This is a genomic window from Nocardia sp. NPDC049935 (assembly GCF_055586645.1).
This window is the reverse complement of record NZ_JBVJHV010000001.1, coordinates 1,366,024-1,392,671: the sequence shown is the minus strand read 5'-3', so window position 1 is coordinate 1,392,671 and position 26,648 is coordinate 1,366,024. Positions and strand designations below refer to the sequence as shown.

The 26,648-nt window shown below is 68.4% G+C and carries 26 protein-coding genes; 13 read left to right on the top strand and 13 right to left on the bottom strand.

Annotated features, from left to right (window positions below; translation table 11 throughout):
• Positions 1-31: 31 nt before the first annotated feature.
• Entirely contained in the window at positions 32-673 is a 642-nt protein-coding gene (locus ACZ6SF_RS06485) for an HdeD family acid-resistance protein (protein WP_466060941.1), read from the bottom strand.
• Positions 674-858: 185 nt separating this feature from the next.
• Between ACZ6SF_RS06485 and ACZ6SF_RS06480 the strand changes: the two genes are divergently transcribed.
• Positions 859-2,076, top strand: coding sequence for a TerC family protein (locus tag ACZ6SF_RS06480; protein ID WP_466060940.1), 1,218 nt, complete (start codon positions 859-861; stop codon positions 2,074-2,076).
• Between the two features lie 9 nt (positions 2,077-2,085).
• Here ACZ6SF_RS06480 and ACZ6SF_RS06475 read toward each other — a convergent pair whose 3' ends face one another.
• Complete coding sequence (locus ACZ6SF_RS06475; protein WP_466060939.1) at positions 2,086-2,448, bottom strand: MmcQ/YjbR family DNA-binding protein; 363 nt, start codon at positions 2,446-2,448, stop codon at positions 2,086-2,088.
• A 67-nt stretch (positions 2,449-2,515) separates the two neighbouring features.
• Positions 2,516-3,457 carry a coiled-coil domain-containing protein gene (locus ACZ6SF_RS06470; protein WP_466060938.1) on the bottom strand — a complete coding sequence of 314 codons (942 nt, stop codon included), beginning with the start codon at positions 3,455-3,457 and terminating at the stop codon, positions 2,516-2,518.
• Positions 3,458-3,859: 402 nt separating this feature from the next.
• On the opposite strand from ACZ6SF_RS06470, the gene ACZ6SF_RS06465 reads away from it, so the two are divergent.
• The 3 genes from ACZ6SF_RS06465 (at position 3,860) to ACZ6SF_RS06455 (ending at position 7,224) form a co-directional block, all read left to right on the top strand.
• Entirely contained in the window at positions 3,860-5,062 is a 1,203-nt protein-coding gene (locus ACZ6SF_RS06465; protein WP_466060937.1) for a tyrosine-type recombinase/integrase, read from the top strand.
• Positions 5,063-5,307: 245 nt separating this feature from the next.
• Positions 5,308-5,814: a hypothetical protein gene (locus ACZ6SF_RS06460; RefSeq protein ID WP_466060936.1), complete on the top strand. Its 507-nt coding sequence runs from the start codon at positions 5,308-5,310 to the stop codon at positions 5,812-5,814.
• Positions 5,815-6,051: 237 nt separating this feature from the next.
• The gene (locus tag ACZ6SF_RS06455; protein WP_466060935.1) at positions 6,052-7,224 is read left to right on the top strand and encodes a macrolide family glycosyltransferase; all 1,173 of its coding nucleotides are present in this window, start codon (positions 6,052-6,054) and stop codon (positions 7,222-7,224) included.
• 13 nt (positions 7,225-7,237) lie between these two features.
• On the opposite strand, the gene ACZ6SF_RS06450 is transcribed toward ACZ6SF_RS06455, so the two are convergent.
• Entirely contained in the window at positions 7,238-7,426 is a 189-nt protein-coding gene (locus ACZ6SF_RS06450; RefSeq protein ID WP_466060934.1) for a hypothetical protein, read from the bottom strand.
• A 109-nt stretch (positions 7,427-7,535) separates the two neighbouring features.
• Here ACZ6SF_RS06450 and ACZ6SF_RS06445 point away from each other — a divergent pair, with 109 nt between their 5' ends.
• Positions 7,536-8,330: an SDR family NAD(P)-dependent oxidoreductase gene (locus tag ACZ6SF_RS06445; protein WP_466060933.1), complete on the top strand. Its 795-nt coding sequence runs from the start codon at positions 7,536-7,538 to the stop codon at positions 8,328-8,330.
• A gap of 286 nt (positions 8,331-8,616) precedes the next feature.
• Here the strand turns inward: ACZ6SF_RS06445 and ACZ6SF_RS06440 are convergent, their stop codons facing one another.
• The 3 genes from ACZ6SF_RS06440 to ACZ6SF_RS06430 form a co-directional block, all read right to left on the bottom strand.
• A complete protein-coding gene (locus tag ACZ6SF_RS06440; RefSeq protein WP_466060932.1) occupies positions 8,617-9,510 on the bottom strand; it encodes a helix-turn-helix transcriptional regulator in 894 nt (297 codons plus the stop codon).
• 103 nt (positions 9,511-9,613) lie between these two features.
• Positions 9,614-10,420: an SDR family oxidoreductase gene (locus ACZ6SF_RS06435; protein WP_466061361.1), complete on the bottom strand. Its 807-nt coding sequence runs from the start codon at positions 10,418-10,420 to the stop codon at positions 9,614-9,616.
• A gap of 159 nt (positions 10,421-10,579) precedes the next feature.
• On the bottom strand, positions 10,580-11,167 hold the full coding sequence (locus ACZ6SF_RS06430; RefSeq protein WP_466060931.1) for a CGNR zinc finger domain-containing protein: 588 nt from the start codon (positions 11,165-11,167) through the stop codon (positions 10,580-10,582).
• A gap of 100 nt (positions 11,168-11,267) precedes the next feature.
• Here ACZ6SF_RS06430 and ACZ6SF_RS06425 point away from each other — a divergent pair, with 100 nt between their 5' ends.
• The 3 genes from ACZ6SF_RS06425 (at position 11,268) to ACZ6SF_RS06415 (ending at position 15,245) form a co-directional block, all read left to right on the top strand.
• The gene (locus ACZ6SF_RS06425) at positions 11,268-12,437 is read left to right on the top strand and encodes an epoxide hydrolase family protein (RefSeq protein ID WP_466060930.1); all 1,170 of its coding nucleotides are present in this window, start codon (positions 11,268-11,270) and stop codon (positions 12,435-12,437) included.
• A gap of 224 nt (positions 12,438-12,661) precedes the next feature.
• On the top strand, positions 12,662-13,987 hold the full coding sequence (locus tag ACZ6SF_RS06420; protein WP_466060929.1) for a family 1 glycosylhydrolase: 1,326 nt from the start codon (positions 12,662-12,664) through the stop codon (positions 13,985-13,987).
• 130 nt (positions 13,988-14,117) lie between these two features.
• Positions 14,118-15,245, top strand: coding sequence for an AI-2E family transporter (locus ACZ6SF_RS06415; RefSeq protein ID WP_466061360.1), 1,128 nt, complete (start codon positions 14,118-14,120; stop codon positions 15,243-15,245).
• A 9-nt stretch (positions 15,246-15,254) separates the two neighbouring features.
• On the opposite strand, the gene ACZ6SF_RS06410 is transcribed toward ACZ6SF_RS06415, so the two are convergent.
• Positions 15,255-15,947: a TetR/AcrR family transcriptional regulator gene (locus tag ACZ6SF_RS06410; RefSeq protein WP_466060928.1), complete on the bottom strand. Its 693-nt coding sequence runs from the start codon at positions 15,945-15,947 to the stop codon at positions 15,255-15,257.
• Between the two features lie 116 nt (positions 15,948-16,063).
• On the opposite strand from ACZ6SF_RS06410, the gene ACZ6SF_RS06405 reads away from it, so the two are divergent.
• A complete protein-coding gene (locus ACZ6SF_RS06405; protein WP_466060927.1) occupies positions 16,064-17,782 on the top strand; it encodes a GMC family oxidoreductase N-terminal domain-containing protein in 1,719 nt (572 codons plus the stop codon).
• A 10-nt stretch (positions 17,783-17,792) separates the two neighbouring features.
• On the opposite strand, the gene ACZ6SF_RS06400 is transcribed toward ACZ6SF_RS06405, so the two are convergent.
• Entirely contained in the window at positions 17,793-18,626 is an 834-nt protein-coding gene (locus tag ACZ6SF_RS06400; RefSeq protein WP_466060926.1) for an acyl-CoA thioesterase, read from the bottom strand.
• A 90-nt stretch (positions 18,627-18,716) separates the two neighbouring features.
• Here ACZ6SF_RS06400 and ACZ6SF_RS06395 point away from each other — a divergent pair, with 90 nt between their 5' ends.
• Positions 18,717-19,331: a TetR/AcrR family transcriptional regulator gene (locus ACZ6SF_RS06395; RefSeq protein ID WP_466060925.1), complete on the top strand. Its 615-nt coding sequence runs from the start codon at positions 18,717-18,719 to the stop codon at positions 19,329-19,331.
• On the opposite strand, the gene ACZ6SF_RS06390 is transcribed toward ACZ6SF_RS06395, so the two are convergent.
• A complete protein-coding gene (locus ACZ6SF_RS06390) occupies positions 19,309-19,947 on the bottom strand; it encodes a hypothetical protein (RefSeq protein WP_466060924.1) in 639 nt (212 codons plus the stop codon). The genes ACZ6SF_RS06395 and ACZ6SF_RS06390 overlap by 23 nt on opposite strands.
• A 110-nt stretch (positions 19,948-20,057) precedes the next feature.
• Between ACZ6SF_RS06390 and ACZ6SF_RS06385 the strand changes: the two genes are divergently transcribed.
• The gene (locus ACZ6SF_RS06385; RefSeq protein ID WP_466060923.1) at positions 20,058-21,647 is read left to right on the top strand and encodes a GMC family oxidoreductase; all 1,590 of its coding nucleotides are present in this window, start codon (positions 20,058-20,060) and stop codon (positions 21,645-21,647) included.
• A gap of 422 nt (positions 21,648-22,069) precedes the next feature.
• Positions 22,070-22,696: a YdcF family protein gene (locus tag ACZ6SF_RS06380; RefSeq protein WP_466060922.1), complete on the top strand. Its 627-nt coding sequence runs from the start codon at positions 22,070-22,072 to the stop codon at positions 22,694-22,696.
• A 50-nt stretch (positions 22,697-22,746) separates the two neighbouring features.
• On the opposite strand, the gene ACZ6SF_RS06375 is transcribed toward ACZ6SF_RS06380, so the two are convergent.
• The 3 genes from ACZ6SF_RS06375 to ACZ6SF_RS06365 form a co-directional block, all read right to left on the bottom strand.
• Entirely contained in the window at positions 22,747-23,787 is a 1,041-nt protein-coding gene (locus ACZ6SF_RS06375) for an alpha/beta hydrolase (protein ID WP_466060921.1), read from the bottom strand.
• A gap of 127 nt (positions 23,788-23,914) precedes the next feature.
• Complete coding sequence (locus ACZ6SF_RS06370) at positions 23,915-24,919, bottom strand: RsbRD N-terminal domain-containing protein (RefSeq protein ID WP_466060920.1); 1,005 nt, start codon at positions 24,917-24,919, stop codon at positions 23,915-23,917.
• A 224-nt stretch (positions 24,920-25,143) separates the two neighbouring features.
• Positions 25,144-26,091: a helix-turn-helix domain-containing protein gene (locus ACZ6SF_RS06365; RefSeq protein ID WP_466060919.1), complete on the bottom strand. Its 948-nt coding sequence runs from the start codon at positions 26,089-26,091 to the stop codon at positions 25,144-25,146.
• A 280-nt stretch (positions 26,092-26,371) separates the two neighbouring features.
• Here ACZ6SF_RS06365 and ACZ6SF_RS06360 point away from each other — a divergent pair, with 280 nt between their 5' ends.
• On the top strand, positions 26,372-26,614 hold the full coding sequence (locus tag ACZ6SF_RS06360) for a hypothetical protein (protein ID WP_466060918.1): 243 nt from the start codon (positions 26,372-26,374) through the stop codon (positions 26,612-26,614).
• Positions 26,615-26,648 lie beyond the last annotated feature (34 nt).

The following is a 26,648-nucleotide window of genomic DNA, read 5'->3' as shown; positions in this document are numbered from 1 at the left end:
AGACTAGCGAAATCCGGACCGATCCGGCGCCTCACTCGCGGGTGCGTCCGCCCGAACCGCCCGCATTCGCGATCACCGAGGTCAGATGCTCATCAGGAGTGAGCGAGGCACCGGACAGGACCGCCAGCGGCGACCGCACCGCCGTCCACACCTCCAGCACACCGAACACCGTCATACAGCAGCCCGCCGCCAGCGCCAGCGCCTCCACACTGTCGAACGGCGCGATCGCGATCACCAGGCCCGCGGTCAGCGTCGCCAGCCCGAACAACTCCTGACGGCCGCTACCGGTGACCGCGTCGTCGTCCCACACTCCCGCCACCGCATGCGCGATACCGCGCACCGACCACGCCAGCCCCAGCCACATCGCCAGCAGCAGCGTCCAGTTGCCCGCCCGGAAACACAATGTCGCCGTCACCAGCGACACCACCGCCGCCAGCCCCAGCAGTAGCCGCGGAAACCGGCCCAGCCGGCTACCGAACGCCACCGCCGCCAGCGTCACCGCACTGCACAGCAGCGAGAACATGAACAGATTGCCGACCGCGCCCAGCGATTTGTCCGGCCAGGCCACCGTCGCCACCCCGATCACCGCCGTGCACACCCCCATCGACGCCATCGTCTGGCGAACTCCACGACCGAACACCGGAGCATCATCCGGTTCCTCGTAGGACGGCATAGCTGAATGATATGGGCCACGACCATGGATTGCCGCACGGTTGCCGCGAGTGTCCGTCTACACCCCTGGCCGGGACACCTCATTTCCCGACCCCTCCGACACCACCTGCGCAAACTCCTGACGCGCGCGGCCACCGGGCTACAGTCGCCCCAGCGCCGCATCCGCCCACCAGTCAGGAGGCCGCCGTGACCGTCCCCGCCCTGGCCTGGGCGTGCACCCTCGCGCTGATCGCCGGCCTCCTGCTGTTCGACTTCCTCTTCCATGTCCGCAGCGCCCACACCCCGTCGCTGCGTGAGGCCGCGATCTGGTCCGCCGCCTATATCGGCATCGCGATCGCCTTCGGATTCGCGGTCTGGCTGTTCGGCGGCACCACCATGGGAGTCGAATACTTCGCCGGCTACATCACCGAGAAAGCGCTCTCGGTGGACAACCTGTTCGTCTTCCTCATCCTCATGACCACCTTCCGGGTACCCGGCGCCTCCCAGCAGAAGGTTCTGCTGGTGGGGATCGTGTTCTCGCTGATCGTGCGTACCGGGTTCATCTTCGTGGGCGCGGCCCTGATCAACAATTTCGCCTGGGTCTTCTACGCCTTCGGCGCCGCCCTGCTCATCACCGCCGGGAACATGCTCAAACCGGAAGGCGAGGACAGTCACGCCGACGACAACATCGTGCTGCGGCTGGCCCGCCGGTTCCTGCGCACCAGCGACCACTACGACGGCGACAAACTCTTCACCGTCGTCGACGGCCGCCGCCGGATGACACCCATGCTGCTGGCCATGGTCGCCATCGGCGGCACCGACGTCCTGTTCGCCCTCGACTCCATCCCGGCCATCTTCGGACTCACCCAGAACGTCTTCATCGTCTTCAGCGCCACCGCGTTCTCCCTGCTCGGCCTGCGCCAGCTCTTCTTCCTGCTCGAAGGCCTGCTCGACCGGCTCATCTACCTCGGCTTCGGCCTGGCCGCGATTCTCGCCTTCATCGGGGTCAAACTGATCCTGCACGCGATGCACGAGAACAATGTGCCGTTCATCAACAACGGCGATCCGATCCCCGTCACCGAAATCTCCACCGGCGCCTCGCTGGCGGTGATCGTGCTCGTCCTCGTCGTCACGGTTGCCGCGTCCTTGCTGAGCCCCGCCGGGCGCGCCCAGACCGCCGTCTCCAACGCCCGCCGGCACGCCACCCGCTACCTCGACCTCGGCTACGAAGCCGACCAATCACTGCGCGAACGCACCTACACCGACATGATCGCCGAAGAACACACCATCGCGAACCTGCCGCGCAAATACACCCGGCGCATCCGCGAGGGCGAAACCGAACTCATCGCACTGCTCGAACACGCCCACTATGTGCACGCCGACCGGCTCGCCCGCGTCGAAGCCGGTCTCCCGCTACGGATGTGACCGCGGCGGTCACGCCCCGTCCAGCAGGGCCGCCAAACGGGCCGGCGCGACCACCCGATAGGCCTCTGTCACGATCTCACCGATCTCCACCCAGTCGACCGGCACATCCAGGTACACACCCAGCCAACCCCGGTGGCCCACATACGGCGGCCGGAAGAACCGGTCCGGTTCGGCAGCCACCAGCGCCTCCTGCGTTCCCGGCGGCGCGGCGCACCAGAAGCCCAGGCGGTCGTCGTGATGGTGATCGGAATAGGTGACGAAGGTCTTCTTACCGCGCACGAACCAGGTGGGTTCGCCGTGACTCAACCGTTCGGAAGTCTCCGGCAGCGCGCAACACAATGCCCGCAGCCTCGGCAGCGGATCCCCGGTCATCCCGCCACCGTACCGGGCGTCGCCGGTACGCGACATCCGCGACGCCACCGGCCACGCGACAGCCCTGTCACGCGCTCGGCTTCTCGACTGCCACGAGTGCGTCGAGCTGGCGTTCGGCCCGCTCGGCCCGGGCCAGCGTCTGGGTGCGCGCGTGTTCGAGGGCCTCGATCCGCCGCGCCGCGTCGGTGTGGGCCTTCTCCACCCGAGCATCGGCCTCGGCGCGTGCGGCAGTGAGGTCGGCGGCCGCGGTCCGCCGGGTATCGGCGAGCTCGGTGCGGAGCCCGTCGAAGTCCGCGCGCAGACGCTGCAGTTCCGCGCGCATCTCCTGGGCCGCCTCCGCTCTTTCGGCGGCCGACCGTTCGGCGCGTTCCAGCGCGCGTTCGGTATCGGCCGCGCGTTGCACCGCGAGATCACGGTCCGCGGCCGACGCCTTGACCTGCTGGGCGCATTCGCGTTCGGCGCGCGCGATATCGGCGTTCGCCGCGCGGCGTGCGCGGTCGATTTCGTCGTCGCACGCCGCCTGGATCCGTTCGGTTTCCGCGGCCGCTTCACGACGGGCCGCCCGGATATCCTCCTCGGCCGCACAACGCGCCGCGAATACATCATCGGCGGCCCGGGTGGTGACGGCTTCGACCTCACGCATCGCATCGTCGCGCGCGGTTTCGGCCGATGCGACCAGCGACTGGGCCTCGGCGACCCGGGTGTCCGCGGTTTCGGCCGTGGCCACCGCGTCCTCGGCGGCCTCCTCGGCGCGCAGTCGTGCCGAGGAGGCATCGCGGCGGGCCTGTTCGGCTGCCGCCGCGGCCATCTCGGCGTCGGCGATCCGGCGGGCGGCCTCCGCCTGCACCGCCTGCACTTGCGCCTCGGCGGCCGACGGGTCGGCGAGGGTGGACATTTCGGCGACGGCCGCGTTGAGAGTGGTGCCCAGTTGTTCGGCCAATCCGCGGAACTGGGCGAGTAGTTCGTCCGCGCGGAGCCGGGCGGAGGTCACCGGGCCCTGTTGCGTCACCGTGACGATATCTGCGGCAGGTTCGGACTCCTGCTGGAGGCGTTGCCTTTCCCGCCAGGCCCGCCATCTCGTGTGGTCGGGACGGTCGCAGTATTCGGATGGCCGGCCGGGACCCGAGGGGCGCGGGATCGGTTGGGTGCAGCCGGGGTAGTTACAGGTGCTCGGCACTGTCGAATCGTAGCGTTGGTTTCGTCACTTCATACGGAATGACACGAAACGAAACCTGCACCGGCGGGATTCGGGGCACGATCGGACTCCCGAGTTCTAACCGCCGATAAGTGAACATTATCGGCGGTTAGAAGAGGTAGGCTGCGCGTAGTGGGTTCGCCCGTAATACGTTTCGTTACGTCGCGCGCCAACCAAACGAATCGGCAACGCAATTACCGAGGGAGTCCGACACCGGTGACCGAACCAGAATTCGACCTCGCCCTGCCCGACACCGTCCGCACCGAACTCCGGCGCGGCGTCACCAGCGTGCTCGTCGACACCGCGGCACTGCGCACGGTGCGCGAACGATTCGACACCGAACAGGCCACCGCCCTCGGCCGCTACCTCAGCGCCTCGCAATCACCGAACACCCTGCGCGCCTACCGCACCGACTGGACCGCATGGGCCGCCTGGTGCGCCGGCGAACACCGCCGCGCCCTCCCCGCCGACCCCCTCGATATCGCCGTCTACCTCGCCGCCGCCGCCGACGCCCGCACCCCCACCGGCCGGTACGCCTACGGACCCGCCACCCTCGAACGCAAATCCGCCGCCATCGCCGCCGTCCATGCCGCCAACGGACTCCCCGCGCCCACCCGCAGCGATGTCGTCCGCCTCACCCTCCGCGGCATCCGCCGCACCCGCCGCGCCCGGCCCCACCGCAAACGCCCCGTCCTGCTGCACACCCTCGGCGAACTCCTCGCCGCGCTCCCCGAACCGGGATGGCCGGGCGAACCCGCCCGGCGCCGTGACACGGTGCTCCTTCTCCTCGGCTTCGCCGGCGCACTACGCCGCAGCGAACTCGCCGGACTGCGCATCGGCGATATCCACTTCGGCACCGACCACGCCACCGGCGAACCCCTGCTGCTATTCCACCTGCCCTCCACCAAAACCGACCCCACCGGCATCACCGAACAACACGTCGCGCTACCCCGCGGACGGCAGCCACACACCTGCCCGGTCTGCGCGTGCGCCGACTGGCTGCGACTACTGGCCGCCCATACCGGCGACCCCCGAACCGTCCGCGCCTGGATCGAACGAGAATCCCGCCCCGAAGCCCATATCCACCGCTGCCACAGCTACCACCCCGACTCCCGGCTCACACCCGAACAACCGCTGCTCCCCGCGATCAACCGGCACGGCGGCATCGGCGACACCGCCCTGTCCGGCCGGGCCGTCGCCGAAATCGTCAAACGGTACGCCGCCCGCACCGGACTGGACCCCGCCCTGTTCTCCGGCCACTCCCTGCGCGCCGGATTCGCCACCCAGGCCGCGCTGGGCGGAGCCGCCGACCGCGAGATCATGCGCCAGGGCCGGTGGAGCAACCCCCGCACGGTCCATCGCTATATCCGCACCGCGGATCCCCTCGCGGACAATGCCGTCACCAAACTCGGCCTCTGATCGCGGACGCCGACCCGGCCACCGGCCCCGCTTCCATGACGGTGCGGTCTCGATCCGGCAACCCCGGACCCGAGGGTGCACCCATCGGCCGCCCTCACACCGGGCCCGCGTCCGATAACCGCGAGCGACCCTCCGACCAGCAATTATTCAACGAAATGGCAGGGGTCGCGGAGCTCCGGACTGTGCGAGGATGTGAGCGCTCCATGAGTCGGTCCGTTTCAAACCAACTTTGGAAGGATGCTCAGATGGCGCAAGAAACCGCTACTGCCGCGACCCGTACGAGTAACGGCAACGGCAGCAGTCAGGACGTCCAGAGCCTCGAGATGTTGCGCCGGGGCCTGGACGAGATCCGCCAGGAAGCGCAGAGCGCTCGGCAATTCGCCCAGCAGGCGCAGAACCTGGCCCGGCAGGTGCAACAGCAGGCCCGCCAGGTCCAGCACCAGTCGCAGATCGCGCAGAACCAGGCCAACCAGGCCAACCAGCAGGCCCAGCAGGCCCGCCAGCAGGCGACTCAGGCGCAGAACCAGGCCCAGCAGGCCCAGTCCGAAGCCGACCGGGCCCAGGGCCAGGCCCAGCAGGCGCAGGGCGAGGCCAACCAGGCCGGCCAGCGCTGCCAGTCTGCCCAGGACCAGGCCGACCAGGCCGCCTACCTCGCCCAGCAGGCCGAGGAGCAGTCCAGCCGGGCCCAGGACCGCGCCATGCAGTGGGAACTGCAGCTGCACCAGGTGCGTCAGCAGATGCGCCAGATGTAGTCTTACCGCGCGATCGCGGGGCCCCGGCCCCGCACTCTCCCACGTGACCCGGTGAACACGAAGGTGTTCACCGGGTCACGTGCCGTAGCGACCGGAGTCGCGGATTCCGGATCGGGTAACCGAAGTGGATCACAATTGCTGATTTGATAATTACCGCGTGTCGCGGTCGACGTCCGGGACCCGATCGGGCATGACGGGCATTCGGATCGTCCGCCCGCAGACCCGAAAGAGAATTCCGTGCCGAATCCCCCCGCGCATATCGCCATGATCGGCGTCCCCGCCGTCAGCCATATCCTGCCCAGCCTCGAGATCATCCGCGAACTCACCACCCGTGGTCACCGGGTCACCTACGCCAACGACCCCTCCGTCGCCGGCTCGATCGCCCCGACCGGCGCCGAACTCGTCGAATGCACCTCCACACTGCCCACCGACGACAACATCTGGCCGGACGACCCCATCGCCGCCATGAGCCTTTTCCTCGACAACGCCATCCAAGCGTTCCCGCAGCTCAGCGCCGCCTACGACCGGGACCCAGCCGATCTCTACCTCTACGACATCGGCGCCTACGCCGCCCGCGCCCTCGCCGAGCGTCAGCGACGCCCCCTCCTGCAGCTCTCACCGACCTACGTCGCCTGGGCCGACTACGACGACGAGATCGCCGCTCAGCTCTGGCAGCTCCCCGGCGCCGACACCTATCGCGACCGCTTCGCCCGCTGGCTCCTCGAATCCGGCGCCACCACCACCGATGTCGACGAATTCTCCGGACGCCCGGCCCGAGCCCTCGCCCTGATCGCCCGCGCGATGCAACCGCACGCCGAACAGGTCGACGACCGGGCGGTCACCTTCGTCGGACCGTGCCTTCGCACCGGACCCGAACGCGGCACCTGGACTCGTCCCGCGGGCGCCGGCAAGGTCCTGCTCGTCTCCCTCGGCTCCGCCTACACCCGGCAGCCGGAGTTCTACCGGCAGTGCCTGGCCGCCTTCGGCGATCTGCCCGGCTGGCACGTCATCCTCCAGATCGGCAAATACACCGACCCCGCGGAACTCGGCCCCATCCCCGCGAACGTCGAAGTCCACTCCTGGGTACCGCAGATCGCCATCCTCGAACAAGCCGACGCGTTCGTCACTCACGCCGGAATGGGCAGTAGCGGAGAAGGGCTGCTCACCGGAGTACCCATGATCGCCGTGCCGCAGGGCGCCGAACAATTCATCAACGCCGATCAACTGGTAGCCCTCGGAGTCGCGCGCCGGATCGACACCGCCGACGCCACCGCCCCGGCCCTGCGGTCCGCACTCCTCGAACTCACCGCCGACCCCGAGGTCGCACGCCGCTGCGCCGCACTCCGCGCCGATACCCGGAACCAAGGTGGAACCGAGCGCGCGGCCGACCTCATCGAGGCGATGCTGTGACACGCTGGGGCGGTCAGGAAACCGGGCGCGCCGCGGTCGCGGTCCCCGTCATCCGGGCCGCGACCGCGTTCCAGAACGCGGAACTCCGCGGGAAACCGTGCAGCAGGACCACACCCGCCTCGTCCACCGCGTCGCCCGGCTGAACCCGGACCTCGAATTCGTGCGCACCGACGCGCACCGTACGCAGCTCTGCCGTGGCCATCGCTGCATGCTGGCCAAAAGCACCTGACGGTGCTAGACAGCTGTATGGATATGTGTCCGCACCACCCGGCGGCGCTCATTCGCGCCACGGAAACACAGGAGAGCATGCCGTGAGCACAGAGGAACAGGTAGTGGTCGTCATCGGCGGCGCATCCGGAATCGGCTGGGCCACCGCCCAGCTCATGGCCGAACGCGGCGACACGGTCGCCGTCGCCGATGTCGACAGCGCGGCCGCCACCGCGCGAGCGGCCGAGCTCGGCTCCTCCGCCACCGCCCACCCGGTGAACGTCACCGACGCAGACAGCATGCGGGACCTCTTCGACAGCGTCGTCGAACGCCACGGCGCCATCGGCGCCGTCGTCGATTGCGCCGGGATCTCCCGGCCGGGGACCATCGCCGACCTCTCGCTCGACGATTGGAAGGCCACCGTCGACGTCTGCCTCACCGGGGCGTTTCTCACGGTCAAGGAGGCCGCCCGGACGGTCCGCGACGGTGGATCGGTCGTATTGGTCGCCTCACTCAACGGCCGGCAACCCGGTGTCGGGATGAGCGCCTACTGTTCGGCCAAGGCCGGGGTCCTCATGCTCACCGAAGTCGCCGCCATGGAGCTCGCGCCGCGCGGCATTCGCGTGAACGCCGTCAATCCCGGCTTCGTGCACACCCCACTGACCTACGGTGCGACCCTCGTACCCGGCCTGGTCGAGGAGTACATCGAGAACACACCACTGGGCCGGGCCGGCACACCGGAGGACATCGCCCAGACCATCGGTTTCCTCACCTCCGCCGCCGCCGGCTGGATGACCGGATCGGCGGTGGATCTCAACGGCGGCGCCCATACGATGCGGTACCCGGATATCGTGCGGCGCGTCGCCGATATGGCGGAGGCGAACACGGAAGCGGGCTGACCCCTCCAGTCCTTGTCATTTTTGGGCTGAGGGTGCACGGTACGTCGGTTTGTTGGGTGGCTACTCATTGCTAGATGCGCATATCTAGGTATCAGTCTATTTCAGGTGCTTCACTGGATATCGTGGTGCTGTTTCGGTACGCGGGCGGATTCCGCCGGTATCGCGCGTCCCCGCGAACCGAGAGGCAGGATCGACGCCGCTCCCCCACCGCAGCCCGGGCGTAGCGCTTATGCGCCTGGTGACAGGTTCCTCACCGGTCCCCCGACTGGTACGGCTGAAGCGTGGACTATCCGTTGTGTGCGTCGAGCTCGGTCGCCGGCGTCTGTCGGTCGGCCGCCCATGACGCCAGCAGCGCCAGATTGTCAGCGGTCGGTGTACCCGCGGGGGCGGTGTAGACGGTGAGGTACAGGCCGTGTTCGGCAGGCAGGTCCATCGACTCGACGTCCAAGTCCAGCCGGCCCACAACCGGATGGTGCACACGCTTGCGTCCGGACCTGTGCAGCCGAACGTCCCGAGACGCCCAGCGTTGCCGGAACAGCTCGCTGCACGTCGACAGTTCACCGACCAGGGCGATCAGCTCCTCGTCGTGCGGATCGCGGCCGGATTCCATGCGGAGCTTCGCGGCCACGTCACCGGCGATTCGGTCGTAGTCGACAAAGAAATCTCTGGCCGCCTCGGGAGCCAGATAGACGAACCGCGCAGTGTTCGCCGGCCGTCGCCGGTCGGCGAGAACCGGTGAATACAGCGCGCGGGCCAGGTGATTCATGGCGAGCAGATCAAAGCGTCCGTTACCGATCAGGGCGGGCGCATCGGAGATGGCGTCCAGCACCCGCTGCAGTGTCGAACGCACCGCCACGGCAGGCCCGCGTCGGCGGAGGCCGCTGGGCGCCGCGGATCGGCGTGCGAGGTGGAACAGGTGCTCGCGTTCGGCCTCGTCGAGTTGTAGGGCAGAGGCCAACGCGCCGAGCACGCTATCGGAGGCACCGGCGAGGCTGCCACGTTCCATGCGCACGTAGTAGTCGACCGAGACACCCGCCAGTAGCGCTACCTCCTCCCGACGCAGACCCTCGACGCGACGATTGCCGCCGTAAGCGGCCAAGCCCGACTGCTCGGGTGCGATGCGGGCGCGACGCGAGCTGAGAAACTCCCGGATATCGGTGCGCAGATCCCTCGTGGCCATTCCCTCACCGTAAGCGCGTCGCGCAAGCCGAGGGAGGTACTGCGGGTACCCCGGCGACCGCGTGAGAGATCCGCCCTCGGAGGCGTCCGCAAGGCGCCGACGTCTACGGGGTACCCGTTGCGGTCGTCGCGATGCCGCCGTCGACCGGGATGATGGCGCCGGTGAGGTAGGATCCGGCCCGGCCGGCGAGAAATACGGCGACACCGGCCATATCGTCGGCACGGCCGAGCCGTCGCAGCGGGGCCGCCGCCGCGATCGTGTCGCCGATGGCATCGAGTGCGGATGCCATCATCTGAGAGGGGAACACTCCTGGGGCTACCGCGTTCACCGTGACGTGCTGTGGGCCCAGTTCTCTGGCGAGCACCCTGGTGAGTTGATGGAGTGCCGCTTTGCTGCTGGCGTAGGAGTAGTTGGGCGCCTCGGCGACGTGGATGGCGGCGATACTGCCGATGTTGATGATCCGCGCGGGGTCATCGGCGGTGCCCGCCCGGCGAAGTGCGGGCAGCAGCGCCTGCACCAGCCAGAACGGCGACTTGAGGTTGAGGTCGATCACTGCGTCCCAGGCCTCGTCCGGGAACGTTTCCAGCGGCTCGCGCCACATCGCTCCCGCGTTGTTGACGAGGATGTCCAGGCGTTCGGTGTCGGCCTCGACAAGGTCGGCGAGCCGTCGGCACTCGTCGTGCCCGGACAGGTCGGCGGGGATTGCTCGAACGTCACCGAATTCGGACAGTAGACGCTGTGCCCGCGCGCACCTGTCCGCCGTGCGTGAGCTGATGATGACGCTGGCGCCCGCCTGCAGGAGGCCGCGCGCGATCATCATCCCGATGCCGCTGGTGCCACCGGTGACAAGGGCGTACTTTCCACTCAGATCGAAAAGATCCGAGTGAGCGGTGAATTGGTTGTCCGCCATGGTTTCCGGCTCCTTCTGCCGTGGAAGAATGCGCCGGCGCGACCCGGTCTCCTCACTGTGGCCGGGAGCCGACTCGACCACGTTGACAGGCGTTTCGGACATCCAGGAGACCCTGGTGGTACAGGTACTGTCAGAGCCCCCACTGCCCGGCGAGATGATTCAGCCGGCGTCCGCCCCTGCGGCTGTCCCGTGCTTGCGCTGATTGGCATGGAAGCGGGCCTTCTTCTGGCGATTCCCGCACGTGTTCATATCGCACCATTTGCGCGTGCGACTCTGACTGGTGTCGAAGAAGGCGGCCCGGCAGGTCGGGGATTCGCACAAGGCCAATTTTCCGTCTCGCTCGCCCGCGATGACGCTGATCGCGTCGGCGGCGATCACGCTCAGCGCATCTTCTACCGAGGAGGCCGAGCCGAGCTGCCATCGACGAGTGCCCTCGGGCGTCAGGACGGCCGCGGCCCGGCCCTCGATGCTGCGGTCATTGATGATCCGGACCGCGGCGGCGGGGAGAGCGTCCCGCAATGCGGCCGCGGTCGCGGCCGCGTGGATCGATTCGCGCAGTTCGTACGCGAGTTCGAGCTGGTCGGCGGTGCAGGACTCCACGGTCAGGCCGTTCACTGCCAGCCAGTCGACGAGTCGCTGCGGAGTGGGAATGCGCTCCACCGGATCGCCACACCGCTCGGTGAGGGTCGCCGTGAAGCTGGTGGCCAGCACGCTACCGAGACGAAAGTCGGGGAACCGGGCGGGCATGGAACCACCTTAGCAGGTTGCGGGACACCCTCCGGGATGTTAGAACCGTCTTAGCCGGTTCTAGAAATTCGAACCGGTTCCGCGATGATCAGGAGGTCTCATGAACCCGGCATCCAGTGATGTGCACGTATTCGAAGCCCGCGCGACAGACGCCGATCTCGAGGATCTGCGGGCGCGATTGGCCGCGGCACGGCTTCCGGAGGCCCAGACGGTTTCCGACACGCCCGGTCCGCACCGATGGGACCAAGGCGTTCCGCTCGCCGATCTGATCGAATTGGTCGAGTACTGGCGCACCGATTACAACTGGCGGTCGTTCGAGGAGCGCCTCGAACGAATCGGCCAGTTCCGCACGACCATCGACGATCTGGGGATCCACTTCCTGCACCGCCGATCAGCGCGCGCAGACGCCACTCCCCTGCTGTTGACGCACGGCTGGCCGGGCAGCATCGCCGAGTTCATCGATATCGTGGACGAACTCGCCGCACCGGACGATGCGGACGCGCCGGCGTTCCACGTCGTGATTCCGTCACTGCCGGGCTTCGGCTACAGCGACAGGCCGGCCACCACCGGATGGGGAACCGAAAAGATCGCGGCCGCATGGGTGGAACTGATGGGCCGGCTCGGCTATCACCGGTTCGCCGCCCACGGCGGCGACTGGGGCGGCAACATCACCACGGTCCTCGGCGGCCGGTTCCCAGCACACGTTCTCGGTATCCACACCACCTTCGCGGAGGGACTGCCCGGATCGACAACGGATGGGCTGACCGCGATCGAGCGCAGATGGACCGAGGAAACCCGTGAATTCTGGCGGCACCGCGCGGCGTACGCGAAACAGCAGGCGACCCGGCCCCAGACCATCGGCTACTCGCTCGTCGACTCCCCGGTCGGGCTGCTCGCCTGGATCCTCGACAAATTCGCCGAGTGGTCGGATACCGAGAACTCTCCCTTCGAGACGATTTCCCGAGACCGGATTCTCGACGACGTCACCCTGTACTGGCTGACGCGGACCGGCGCATCGTCGGCCCGCATCTACTACGAGAGTCACAACTCGCTGGATCCCGAACTCCGGGTCGACGTCCCGGCGGCGATCACCATGTATCCCCGCGATATCGAGAAGTATCCGCGCCCCTGGGCGCAGAAGCGGTACCGGCAGATCGTTCGATGGAGGTCGCCCGAATCCGGGGGGCATTTCCCGTCGCTGGAGGTTCCCGAGTTCTTCGTCGACGACCTGCGGCAAGGTCTCGCGGCAGTACTGGCCGCCGCTCGGTGACAGCGGTCGAGGATCGAGAGAATACATAGTTAGATGCGCATATAAACGTATCGCTCTATATTCTGATTGCGCGCCGGCGGGCTCGGTCCTCATCCGATTCCGGCCGAAGCGCCCTAGACTCACCGCAGGCCGAGAAGCGAACGCACCGATTCGATTCCGGCCGCGATACCGCCCCGGGGCCACCGGGTGCGTGAGTGGCCGGTCCAGAACAGGAGACCGATCCGATGGGTCCAGTGAACCGCCGCCGATTCCTCACCACCGGCGCGGCCGCCGCCGGGGTTCTCGCCCTCGGGGCGGTGCCCGCAGGCGCCCGGCCCGCTCCCCCGGTCGAGGTGGCGCCCCTCGGATCCGATTTCCTGTGGGGCGTCGCATCGTCCGGTTTCCAATCCGAGGGCCGGGCGCCGGACAGCAATTGGACCCGCTACATCGCCGCCGGGAAAACCGAGGATCCCTACGGCGACTCGGTGGACTTCTACTCGCGCTACCGCTCCGATATCGCACTCGCCGCCCGGCTGGGGGTCGGGGTGTACCGGATCGGGATCGAATGGGCACGGGTACAACCACACCCGGGAACATGGGACGAAGGCGGTCTGCGCTACTACGACGACGTGATCGCCACCATCCGGAGGGCCGGGATGCGGCCGATGCTCACACTCGATCACTGGGTGTACCCGGGCTGGGAGTTCGACCGGGGTGGGTGGCGCCGCGACGAGATGGTCGCCGACTGGCTCACCAACGCGCGTACGGTGGTCGATCGATACGCGGAGCACGACCCGCTGTGGATCACTTTCAACGAACCCGCCGCCTACCTGATGAACGAGGTTCGCCACGGCGGAATCGGGGTGACGGACATCCCGGCCGTGCAGGAAAGGATGACCACGGCACACAACGCGATCTACGACCATATCCACCGCGTTCAGCCGGGGGCGATGGTCAGCAGCAACGTCGCCTACATCCCCACCGCCGACGATGCCGTCAATGCGGCCTTCCTGAGCCGGATCGCGGGGAAACTCGATTACCTCGGCATCGACTACTACTACGGATTCTCCCCGGAGGGCGTGCTCGCCCGGTTCCCGGATCCGGGCAAATTGTGGACGCTGTCGCTGCAGGCGGAAGGGATCTACTACGCACTCGACCACTACGCCCGGCGTTACCCGGGTATGCCGCTCTATATCGTCGAGAACGGGATGCCGACCGAAAACGGCCGCCCGCGAGCCGACGGTTACGGGCGCGCCGATCTGCTCCGCGACACCGTCTACTGGCTGCAACGCGCGGCCGCCGACGGGATGAACCTCATGGGCTACAACTACTGGAGCCTGACCGACAACTACGAGTGGGGTTCCTATACACCCCGGTTCGGCCTCTACACCGTCGACGTACTCACCGATCCCACGCTGACCCGCCGGCCCACCGACGCGGTGGCGGCCTACACCGCGATCACCGCGGCGAGCGGGGTGCCCGGCGACTACCGCCCGACGCGGGCACCGGCACGGTGCTCGGTGACCGACGGCCTGTCCAGTTGCCTCGACCAGGTCACCGTGCCGCGCTGACCGAGAAGGCGCGCGGTGACCTGCCCGCGTCGGTGGGGCGTGCGAGACTGACCGGGTGAACGGGGAGAAAGAAATCCGCGACGACAGCACCCGGGGCACCGAGCTCTCCCGCCCGGACCGGGGGGACGTGATGGGTTCCGGGGTGCTGTGGCTCGCGAAATGGGCCGTCTGCATCGTCGCGATCGCCGCCGGGGCGTGGGTTCTCGGGTTCGTGGCCGCGCGGTTGTGGGTGGTGCTGCTGCCGGTGTTGCTCGCCATCGTGGTCGCCACGGTGCTGTGGCCACCGACCCGGCTGCTGGTGAAGGCGGGATTACCACCGGCCGCGGCCTCCGGGCTCACCCTGGTCGGATTCATCGGAATCCTCGCGGGCGGTATCGCGCTGATCGTGCCGTCGGTGGTGGATCAGGTACCCGAACTCTCGGACAAGGCCACCACCGGCATCAACACCGTGCGCCACTGGCTGCAGGGACCGCCGCTCAACATCCGCGACGAGCAGCTGGATTCGGCCGTCGACGCGGTGGTGTCGCGGCTGCAGTCCAGCGCCGAGCAGATCGCCACCGGCGTCTTCACCGGGGTCAGTACCGCCACCTCGGTACTGGTGACCATCTTCCTGGTATTGGTGCTCTCCTTCTTCTTCGTCAAGGACGGGCCGCGGTTCATCCCGTGGATGCATATATTCCTCGGCGGCCGCAGCGGCCGTCACCTCGAGGAAGTACTGGTGCGGGTCTGGGACGTACTCGGCGGGTTCATCCGGACCCAGGCGCTGGTCAGTTTCATCGACGCGTTCTTCATCGGGATCGGCCTGGTGATCCTCGGGGTTCCGCTGTGGGGAGTGCTCACCGCGCTGACCTTCCTCGGCGGATTCATCCCCATGGTCGGCGCCTTCGTCGCCGGCGCGCTGGCGGTGCTGGTGGCCCTGGTCGGGAACGGATTCACCACCGCGCTGATCGTGCTGGTGATCATCATCGCCGTCCAGCAGCTCGAGGGTAATGTGCTGCAACCGGTGCTGCAGAGCCGGACGATGAAACTGCATGCCGTGGTGGTGCTGCTGGCGGTGACGGGCGGCGGCACGCTCTACGGGATCACGGGCGCGTTCCTCGCGGTCCCGGTGGTGGCCGTCGTGGCGGTGGTCGTCCGCTATATCAGCGAGCAGATCGACGCCGAGGTCGCCGATCGCGCGGCGGCCGCGGCGCCGGCCGCCACCACGGCAGAGGAACCGGACACCGGCGAGGCGCAACCCGCGGTTCCGGAGAAGTAGGAACTCCGGTCAGGCGACGCCGAGCAGTGCGTCCCACGCACCGATATGGACCTCGAATACCTGGCCCCGCCGGGTGAAGGTCTCGGCGCCGTACATATCGAAGACGTCGGCGTTCACCGCGCCGAACAGTGAGCAGTACACCGTGAGAGCCCGGGCCACCACCCAGTCCGGTAGATCCAAGGCGAGTTCCTCGCAGACTCGGCGGAGGTCGCCGCCGAGCGGTTCGGCGACGACCTCGTTCGCCTGCTGCCCGGTGAGCAGTCCGCGACGGTATGCCTGGTCGACGAGCCGGAGCAGCGTCACGATGATCCGGGTTCCGGGGGTCACGGTACGGTCGGCCGGCGCCGCGTAGCCGGGGACCGGGGTGCCGAACAGCAATCCGTACCAGGCAGGCTCGGCGAGCGCCCAGGTACGCACGGTCCGGGCGGTGATCCGCAGCCGCTCGAGGGGGTCGTCGGGTGCGGTGGCCAGCGCGGCGTCGACGGTATCGCCGAGGGTGTCGTAGCCCTCGATCACCAGCAGCGTCAATAGTTCGTCGCGGCTGCGGACATAGCGGTACACCGCCGAGGAGACGACACCGAGATCGCGGGCCACGGCGCGTAACGAGAGCGCGGCGGCGCCGTCGGTCGCAAGATGTTCACGGGCGATGCGCAGGATATCGGCCATGGTCTGGGCCCGGGCCCGGGCGCGCGGGGTGGTCATCTCCCGAGCCTCGCCGATTTGGAGAGCACTGTCAACAAAAGTGACTATTGCTCCCAGTTCCTTGTGTTACTGTTACCGCCAGTCACTGATGACATTCCCGGACAAGGAGCAGGCCCATGACCGAGGCGCCGACGGATTTCGATGTGCTCATCGTGGGTTCGGGGTTCGGTGGCAGTGTCACCGCATTACGACTCGTGGAGAAGGGCTACACCGTCGGGGTTCTGGAGGCCGGACGCCGCTACGCCGACGACGAACTCCCCAAGACCAGCTGGGATCTGCGGAAATTCCTCTGGGCGCCCAAGCTCGGCTGCTACGGGATCCAGCGCATCCACCCGCTGCGCAATGTGCTCATCCTCGGCGGCGCGGGAGTGGGCGGCGGATCCTTGAACTACGCCAATACGCTCTACGTGCCGCCGGAGCCGTTCTTCCGGGACGCGCAGTGGCGCGATATCACCGATTGGCGCGCCGAGCTCACCCCCTACTACGACCAGGCCACCCGCATGCTGGGTGTCGTCCAGAACCCCCATATGACCCCGGCGGACGAGGTCTTCCGCAAGGTCGCCGAGGATATGGGTGTCGGCGACACCTTCGTGCAGACGCCGGTGGGGGTGTTCTTCGGTGAACCCGGCGAGACCGTGGACGATCCCTATTTCGGTGGGGTGGGTCCCGCGCGTACCGGGTGCCTGGAATGCGGCGACTGCATGGTCGGCTGCAAGTTCGGCGCGAAGAACACCCTCGTCAAGAACTACCTGTATCTCGCCGAACAGGCCGGTGCGCAGGTCGTGCCGATGACGACGGTGACCGAACTCCGGCCGCAGAACGACGGCAGCTGGGTGGTCTCGGCCGAGCGGACCGGTGCGTGGGTGCGCAAACAGCGGACCACCTACACCGCCCGCCAGGTCGTGGTCGCGGCGGGCACCCTGGGCACCCAGCGACTGCTGCACGATATGCGCGACCGGCGCATCCTGCCGAAACTCTCCGATCGGCTCGGGCTGCTCACCCGCACCAATTCCGAATCGATCGTCGGGGCCGCGACCAAGAAGGTCACCCCCGGTACCGATTTCACCCGCGGCGTCGCGATCACCTCCTCGATCCACCCCACCCCGGACACCCATATCGAGCCGGTGCGTTACGGCAAGGGGTCGAATGCGATGGGGCTGCTGCAGACGCTGATGGTCGACGGTGGCGGCCGCGTCCCACGCTGGCTGCGGTTCCTCGGGTACGCCCTGCGCCATCCGCTGCTGCTGATCAGCTTCCTCAGCGTCCGCGACTGGAGCGAACGGACCATCATCTCGCTGGTAATGCAGCACCTGGACAACTCCATCACCACCTACACCACCCGCGGGCTGTTCGGCCGGAAACTCACCAGCCGTCAGGGTCACGGTGAACCGAACCCCACCTGGATTCCGGCCGGTAACGAGGCGACCCGGCGGGTGGCCGAACAGATCGGCGGCACCGCCGGCGGGACCTGGGGCGAAGTGTTCAATATCCCGCTCACCGCCCATTTCCTGGGCGGTGCCGCGATCGGCGCGGACCGGGAGACGGGCGTGATCGACGCGTACCACCGGGTGTTCGGCTACCCCACGCTGAGCGTGGTGGACGGGGCGGCGGTATCGGCCAATCTCGGCGTCAACCCGTCGCTGACCATCACCGCGCAGGCCGAGCGGGCCGCCGCCTACTGGCCCAACAAGGGCGAGCGGGACCCGCGGCCGTCCCAGGACACGCCCTACCGGCGTATCCCCCCGGTCCGCCCGGTGACGCCGGTGGTACCGGACTCCGCCCCCGCCGCGCTGCGCCTGCCGATCGTCGCGATCACCGATACCACCGCGGGCTGACCGCGGCCGGTCAGCCCTTGTAGTAGACGAGCTGGTGGCTCGTCGCCAGCAGGGTGCCGTCATGGCCCCACAGATGGGCGTTCTGGTCGAAGTGCCCGTGCCCGAACCGGTTCGCCCGGGCCGTGCCCAGCAGGTATTCACTGCCCTGGGCGGCGAGTTCCGCGGCGGTGGCGTGGTAGTAGATGGTGAGCGAGATCGTGCCCGCCGGTACGTACTGTCCGCGGCGCAGGAAGACCCGCGGATAGAAGGCGTCCGACATGGCGGTCAGCGAGGCGAAGTCGAGCGGCCGGGCCGGCCGGTCGCGCAGCCACAGGGTGCTGACCGAATCCGGGTGTCCGGGCCGGTCGTCCGCGGGCGCCACCTCGGGAACGGCGCCGGTGACGAACCGGAGGTCGTAGTTGCGGCCCCACGCGATGAACTCCGGGAACTCCTGGGGCACCGCGCGGTCCGGGCCGGGCACCGACGGCATGGTGAGTTCGAGGTCCGACCAGGTATCGCGACGCAGCCCGAAGACCGCGGTCGCGGTGGTCGCGACGGCACCGTCCTGGGTGAGTTCCAGCTGCCAGTGCTGGTTGGTGCGATTGGTGCGCACCGGGCGGGCCAGGATCTCGAACGGGCCGTCGGCGATCGGGCCCGCATAGTTCACGGTCAGCGACAACGGGTCGCCGAGGCGCTCGGGGTGCTGCTCGACCGCCCGTAACAGCGCCGCGGCGGTGACGCCGCCGAAGGGCCCGACCATATTGGCGTAATCCGGGCAGGTGTGACCGGCGAGCTGATGGGCGCCCACGTATTCGGTGGCGATGGCGGTATCGAACACATGGGGCGGCGCATCGATTCCGGTCACGAACCCTCCTGGAAATATGTGCCGTTGTTTCGGCAGATCGGTTCTAAGTATGACAACATACATAGTAATCGGAGGCAAGAGGAGGGACGTATGCCACGACCCAAGGACGCGGACGGTCCCCGGGCGGCGATGATCGCGAGCGCGATCTCTCTCATCCGGCGGCGCGGCGTGGCGGCGGTATCGTTCGCAGACGTACTCGCCGCCAGCGGCGCACCCCGCGGATCGGTGTATCACCACTTCCCGCGCGGCCGTACCCAGCTCATCACCGAGGCGACCGAGGTCGCCAGCGCGCGCATCACGGCCGGCCTCGGTCGCGCTCTCGACACCCCCGAGACCTCCACCGCACTGCGCGCCCTGGCCGACACCCTGGCCCGCGGACTCGACCGCGGCGACTACACCGTCGGCTGCCCGATCGCTGCGGCCGCGCTGAGCAACGAACCGGACGCGGTCGCCGCCGCCGGCGGCGCCTTCGATACCTGGCGCGAACTCATCGCGGGCAAACTGACGGCCGACGGAGCGCGACCCGAGCGGGCCGCCTCGGTCGCGGTGCTGATCGTGAGCGCGCTGGAGGGCGCGCTGATCGTCGCCCGCACCGAACGCAGCCCGGCCGCACTCGACACCGTGGTCGAGGAACTGGGCGCCCTGTGCCGGTCGGCACTGGATGCCGCGCCGGAAGCGCCGATCACTCCGCCGGCCGCGTCTTGATGGCGTCGCGGGAGATGAACACGTCGTATTCGCCCGGGGTGGAGATCACCGCGTTCCCGTAGGCGGACCGCACGAACGGGGAGGTGAACCAGCGGTCCTCGTTCATATCCTGGAAGAAGTCCCGGTCACCGCCGTTGAGGAAGATGTGGTTCTGGTCGGTCGCCACACCGTCGAGCCGCTGACCGTACAGCCGCGAAACCTTGTATCCGGAATGGAACCCGAGCGCGTTCACCCACGGTTCGAGTTCGACGATCTGGGCCTGGAGCACCCAGAGATCGCCCTCGACCCGGTGGGTGCTGCGCTGCTGTCCCCCGTCGTCGTCGAACAGGGTCAATTCCACCTCGAGCTGATGGTCCGCGCCGGAGACCTGGGAAACCACCACATGCGCCGCCCGAACCTCCCCCGTCAGGCCGAGATAGGTTTGAACGAGGGTGGCGATCCACAGGATCAGGCCCGCGGCGGCCAGGATCAGCACACCCCCCGACCCGCGCGCGAGCAGCGCCCGCGGCCCCTTTCCACGTAGTGCGAACAATGCCGAAACCACCAGGGCCCCACCGATGATGATCGCGACGATCGCACCGATCTGCAGCACCCCGAAATCCACCGGGTAACTCATGCGCCGGTTATACCCGGCCGGGACGACGCGGAACCGGCAAACAGTCAACTGTCCCCACTCCCGCCTCCGCTCTCGTATGTTGGGCCGACACAGTGTCGAAAGGTGCGAAGGTGACAGACGTCAGTGCGGACTATGTAATCGTCGGATCCGGGTCGGCGGGTGCGTTGCTCGCGAGCCGGCTCAGCGCCGACCCGGGGCGTTCCGTCGTCCTGCTCGAAGCGGGCCCGCCGGACAAGGACAAGTTCATCCGCATCCCGGCCGGATTCTCCAAACTCTTCCGCACGCCCTACGACTGGGACTATCTCACCGAACCGCAGCCGCAGCTCGACGACCGCCGGATCTATTGGCCACGGGGCAAGACCTTCGGCGGCTCCTCATCGCTCAACGCCCAGATGTGGGTGCGCGGTTTCCGTGCCGACTACGAGGACTGGGCCGCCGCCGCGGGACCCGAATGGGGGTACGAGAAAGCGGTCGAGCAGTTCCGCGCCATCGAGGACGTGGAAGGTCCCGGCGGCGACGACCACGGCACCGGCGGCCCCCTGCACATCTCACGGCAGCGCAGCCCGCGCGCCTCCACGGCCGCCTATCTGCGGGCGGTGGCCGAACGCGGATTCACCGTCGAGGAACCGAACCTGCCGGAACCGCAGGGCTTCACCCAGACCATGGTCACGCAGTACCGCGGTCGCCGCTGGAGCACCGCGGACGCGTACCTGCGTCCGGCGATGAAACGCCGCAACCTGGAGGTACGCGCCGAGGCGACCGCGACCCGGGTGCTCTTCGACGGCGACCGGGCCACCGGGGTCGAATATCTGCGCGCCGGAGAACTGCGCACGGTCACCGCGAACAAGGAGGTGATCCTGTGCGGCGGCGCCATCAACAGCCCGCAGCTGCTCATGCTGTCCGGAATCGGCGACCGGGACGAACTCGGGCGCCACGGAATCGAGGTGCGCCGGCACGCGCCCGAGGTCGGGGCGAATCTGCAGGATCACCTGGTCGCGGGCCTGGGCTTCGAGGTCGATTCCGATTCGCTGTTCGGCGCGGAGAAACCCGCCCAGCTGGTGAGCTATCTGCTCCGGCACCGCGGAATGCTCACCTCCAACGTCGGCGAGGCCTACGGGTTCCTGCGCAGCGATCCCGGGCTGGACCATCCCGACCTCGAGCTGGTCTACGCGCCGGCGCCCTTCTACCACGAGGGTCTCGTCGATCCCACCGCGCACGGCGTCATCCTGGCCACCGTCCTGCTGCGGCCGCACAGCCGTGGCACGGTCACACTCGCGTCCAAGGACCCCTCGGACAAGGCGGTCATCGACCCGAAGTACCTCTCCGATACCGGCGGGGCCGACCGGGCCGCGATCATGGCCGGCCTGAAGTACTGCGCCGAGATCGCCGATACCCGGGCCATGAAGGAAGTCCTGGGGCCGCTCTGCTATCCGCCGGAGGCTCCGGGCGGTCCCGCCGCCGACGCGACCCGGGCCCTCGCCCTCGACAAGTACGCGCATACGCTGTACCACCCGGCCGGAACCTGCCGGATGGGCTCCGACGACGACAGCGTGGTCGATCCGCAGCTCCGGGTCCGCGGGGTCCGGGGATTGCGGGTCGCGGACGCGTCGATCATGCCGGTACTGGTGCGCGGCCACACCCATGCGCCCAGTGTGTTCATCGGCGCCCAGGCGGCCGATTTCCTGACACGCGACCAGTGAATCCGAACTGCCGGCCCGGACGCGGTACGGGGCCGGCAGTTCGGTGACCGTCGGCCACGGCGCCCGGGCCGCCCCGGGCGTGCCGGCGGTTCGATTCCTCTACCGTACGAGCGGTTTCACACGGGGAGGCCGCTTTCCACGGTACGTGCCCGTACCCGGGTTTTCCGGTGCCGCCGGCGCCGGCCGGATACCTCACGAATTCTCCGATCGGCGAACTGTTCTGTTTCACAGCCGGTTTCGTTGCGTGGTACCAAGTTTTTCCGTACACGCAAGCGGACTTTCCGTCGACGACACAGAATTACCTTTTGTCCTTCCGTGAATTATCCGGTAACAGAGGGAATAACGAATCGATCGTGCTCGCGTCCCGGACGATGGAATCACCAATCCATCCGGCCGGAACGGCCGCGGCGTTCGGAGCAACGATGTTCGATTCCCTCCACGGTCCCGCCCGCAGGCGGGGCCGGCACCGCCTGCGTCGCCGGTCCCGCCCGCTCCGCGCGACCCTCACCACCGCCGCCGCGGCCGCGGCGCTGTCCACGGGGTTGTCCACGGCCGCCACGGCGGCGCCCGCGCCGCCGGCGACCGGTCTCACCGACCTCCTACCCGGCCCCCGTGTACACGGGCCCGGCACCGCCATCGTGATCCTCGGCTACGGCCTGCTCCCGGACGGTGGCATGCGACCCGAACTGGTCGACCGCCTGCGCGCCGGATACGTGCAGGCAGTACTCGCACCCGGTTCACCGGTGATCGTCACCGGCGGCAACCCCCGCCACGGCATCACCGAAGCCGCCGCGATGGCGGACTGGCTCATTCGCCACGGACTACCGGCGCATCGGATCCATCAGGAACCGGCGGCCTCCGATACCGTGCAGAACGCCGAACGCAGCGCGCAACTCATTCATGCGCTGGGCATGCACGACGCGGTGGTCGTGACCTCCGAGAACCATCTCCCCCGGGCGGTGCACAGTTTCGCGGCGGCCGGGATACCGGTCGCCGCGACCCTCACTCCGCGCGAGATACCGGAAGTCGTGGGAATCTTCGGATGGTGACCGTTTCGTGAATCCGGCGATATACCGAATTCGGTGTACTCGGTACGTTGTCAGGGCCGGTCCGAAATACCCAGGGCTCGCGACAGGGCCGGCCAGCTCCGATGTAATTGGACCTCGAAATCGGGCCAGGCATGCATACCTTCGGGCAGATAATCGACCTGCGCCGGAATATTCAATTCCCGCAGCCGATCGGCGAAACGCCGGGTGCACAGCCGCGCCCCCTGCTCGAGCAACGACCCGCCGCCGAGCAGGACGGCGAGGATCTCGGGGCTGTCACCGATCGACATGAGCGCGGCACCGCTGGGGGTTCCGTTCGCGACCGACAGATAGATCTCGGTCCCCCGCAACGCCTCCGCGCCCAGCAGGCTGTCGTGAGCGAGCCATTCCGGTGAGGCGGGCGGGCCGAACAGATTCTCCGGATTCCCTCCGCGGGACACCACGGTCGCCGTGGTGACCGCCCGGCCGAGTTGATCGGCCGTGGAATAGCATCCACTCAGACCCGCGACACCCCGATAGAAACCCTGGTGGCGCTGTGTCAGCATCATCGCCGCCTGGGCGCCCATCGAGACACCGGCGATGGCACGGGCACCGGTGGATTCCAAGTACTTCTCGACGATCGGCGGCAACTCCTCGGTGAGGAAGGTTTCCCACCGGTTCAGCCCGAGTGCCGCATCCACCCGGATCCAGTCGGCGTACATGCTCGCGGTGCCGCCGGTGGTGAGCACGACATCGACGGGTTTGTCGGCGAAGAACTCCGCCGCACCGCCGTCGGTCAGCCAGCCGGAGGTGGGCCCGCCGTCCACACCGTCGAGCAGGTACAGCGTGGGCCGGGGCGCGGGACCGGTGCCGATCAGGGTATCGATCGCGATCTCACGACCCATGGCGGCCGACCTGATATGCAGCCGGATCCGGTGGTCGTCGAGCACTTCCACCCGCAGCAGCCGCGGGCCGCGTTCCTGCTCCCGTCCCACCACCGGCGCCGCGAGCGCCGGACCCGGCGTGGAATCACCGGGCGGGGCGGCGCCCACGGGACTCGCCATCACCGCCCCCATCGCGACCAGTACTGCCAGAACCGATACCGGGGATCTCATCACTACACCTCGTCGAAACACCGGGGCGAACGCGCGCCCCGTTCATCGCTCGCGACCGGCGAGCACAGACTTGCGTGCGTGACCGCCGCGGCCGTCCGCGGGAACTCCGGTCCGCCGCGGCCGCGCATCACGCCGCCCCCGGTTTCCCGGACCGGGCCCGGCGGCCGGTGGTCACCGGATGTCGCGACAGCCGGCGCAGCGGAAGCGCGTCCACCGGATCGCCGTCCCGCTCGACACCCGCGTTCTCGGTGATCCGGTACAGCCCCGGAGGCCGGCCCGCCGCGCGCAGACTGTCGAGTGCCTCATGGGCTCGACCGGCCAATTCCGGTACCTGCTCGGTCGATCCGGAGGCGACCGCGGCCGTCGGGGGGACCTCCGCGGCCTCGGCGATCAGTTCCAGGACCGCCGCGCTCATCATCCCGGCGGCGGCCGGATCACCACCGAGCGACCGCGCCGATTCCAGGGGAATGAGCACGGTGCCGCCGTCGGTGCGCAGCAGCGACAGCGAGCGGGATCCCAGCGGAGTACCCAGCGCCGCCTGCACCCGCCGCAGCTTGCGCCGGGCCGCCGAAACGGCCGCCGGTCCGCCCGCGCGTTCCTCGGCATGGGGCGGGATATCCAGGGCGACCACTTGATAGGCCGGTGCGATGCGGATACCGGCCCGCTTGGCCAGTGCCGTGACCCCGTGCCCGCTCAACAGCGCGGCCAGCATCGTCTGCGCCGAGGTCTGGTGCTCGCGCGCGACGACGCGGTGTTCGTCCAGATAGGCGGACGCCGCGGCGGTTGTCACGACCTCCACGACCCGGACCAGCAGCCGCGCGGCATCCGAGACGGCGTCCACACGTACCGCGGCGTCGGTCATCCTGCCGGTCAGGAATTCCAGCCCGTCGCGGGCACCCGCGTGGCAGGCGCCGAGAACCGACTCCAGCGCCACTCCTTCGCGCGCCCATCGTTCGGCCGCCGCGACCACCGCCGGCGGAGGGGCCGCGGCCGGTCCGGCCATCGTGGCCTCGGACGACCCGGCCCCGGTCGCCGGCGCGAGATCCTCCGCGACCTCCGCCAGGTAGCGGCGCACCGCGGCACCGACCGTCGTGGCCCCTCGGTCCGGGCCGGAGCCACGGAAATATGCCACGAGTTCGTGTTCCAGGCCTGCGCTCCCGGAATCGGCTGACTTTCTGCCCACCATAACTACCGGACAGTAACCTCGCGGTCCGGGGCGAGGGGGTGATCAGCCGTTAGTCCGGACAGTTCATCAGGCGCCCGGCAACGGATTGGGGTCGATCACAAGACGATAACGAGACGGTGACACAGCACCGGTGAACTGCGGTCGCGCGCCACCGGACGGCCATCCGGAGTTCAGAGAGTGCGGCCGGATTCGCGCGGCGCGGGCTGGTCCAGAATACGAGGCTGACGCCGACGTAGTGCCGACAGCAGACCCGGGGTGTACTCCGGCGGCGCGGCATGCACCGACAACTGATTCGCGACTGCCCGATACGCATCCAGATCGGCTTGTTTGTCCAGATAGAGCGCACCGGTGAGTTGCTGCAGGTAGACGATATCCGGGAGGTCCGCCTCGGCGAAGCGCAGATAGGTGAAGGCGCCGTCGGCCAGGGCCGGGCCGCCGACATGATCGGCCAGTACCTGCACCGTGATATGCGGCTGACGGGCCGCGGCGAGCAGCTGGTCGAGCTGCGCGGCCCAGACCCGGGATCCGCCGATACGGCGGGTCAGCGCCGCCTCCTCCACGATCAGCCACAGATGCGGAGGATGGGCCCGGCTCAGGATGTGCTGGCGCCGCATCCGCAGTGCCACCCGGCGTTCGATCGCGTCTTCCGACTGCGTCGGATGCGCGAGCGTGAGCAGGGCCCGCGCGTAGTCCGGGGTCTGCAGCAGCTCCGGAACGGTGCGGGGCTCGTAACAGCGGATGACCTGCGCCGCCTGCTCCAGGCCGAGGTACATATCGAACCATTTGGGCAGCCAGTCGTTGTCCCGGTGCCACCAGCCCGAGGTGTTGGCCTGCCGGGCGAGCTCCTGGAAGGCATCGAGCTCCTCACCGTCGGTGACGCCGTACAACTGGAGCAGATCGATCAGATCGCGCTCACGGATACTGGTGCGGCCGAGCTCGAGTCGGCTGATCTTGGAATCCGAGCCCCGGATATGGTCGCCCGCCTGCTCCCGGGACAGCCCGCTCGCCTCGCGCAACCGCCGCAGCCGGCCGCCGAGCACCATCCGCAACACCGTCGGTCCACCCTCGACCGCCGCCCGTGCCGTGGAGCCCGGTCCGGTCGAGACATTCGTGTCCATAGCCGATCGCATCCCAGAAGCGCCCATTATTCGAGTTTCGCATGGGAGCGCCGCCGGAGACCAAACGAAACACCCGTGGCGTGAACGACATTCGCCCAGGGCTACCAGGACCGGCCGCTCCGGGTTCCGGGCAGGCGGTGTGAATCGCACCGACACCCCTCTCCCGGGTGCTGTGAATTCCCCAGAGCCAGTTCCGGAACATGTTCTCACCGATGGTGCGGACCTACCGTTACAGATAACCGGCGCCAATGCTGACGCCGGCCGGAAGGAGACGCGGATCTTGAACGCCACGACACCGGCCACGGCCGACCGCGACGACACCGCCCGCGAAGCTCTCACCCGCCGGGTGACCGTCTACTTCGACGGCGTACCGGGCAACGACCTCGTTCTGGAATACGCGGCAACCCATACCGAGGCCTGGGAATTCACCTCCGCCGCGGCCTATACCGGTCTCACCGTCACCGTGGACAGCAAGATCAGGCCGGGCCTGCGCCGGCTACCCTGCCACAGTCTCTGGCGCTGAATCGCGGCCGCCGCACCACACCGGATGGCGGCGC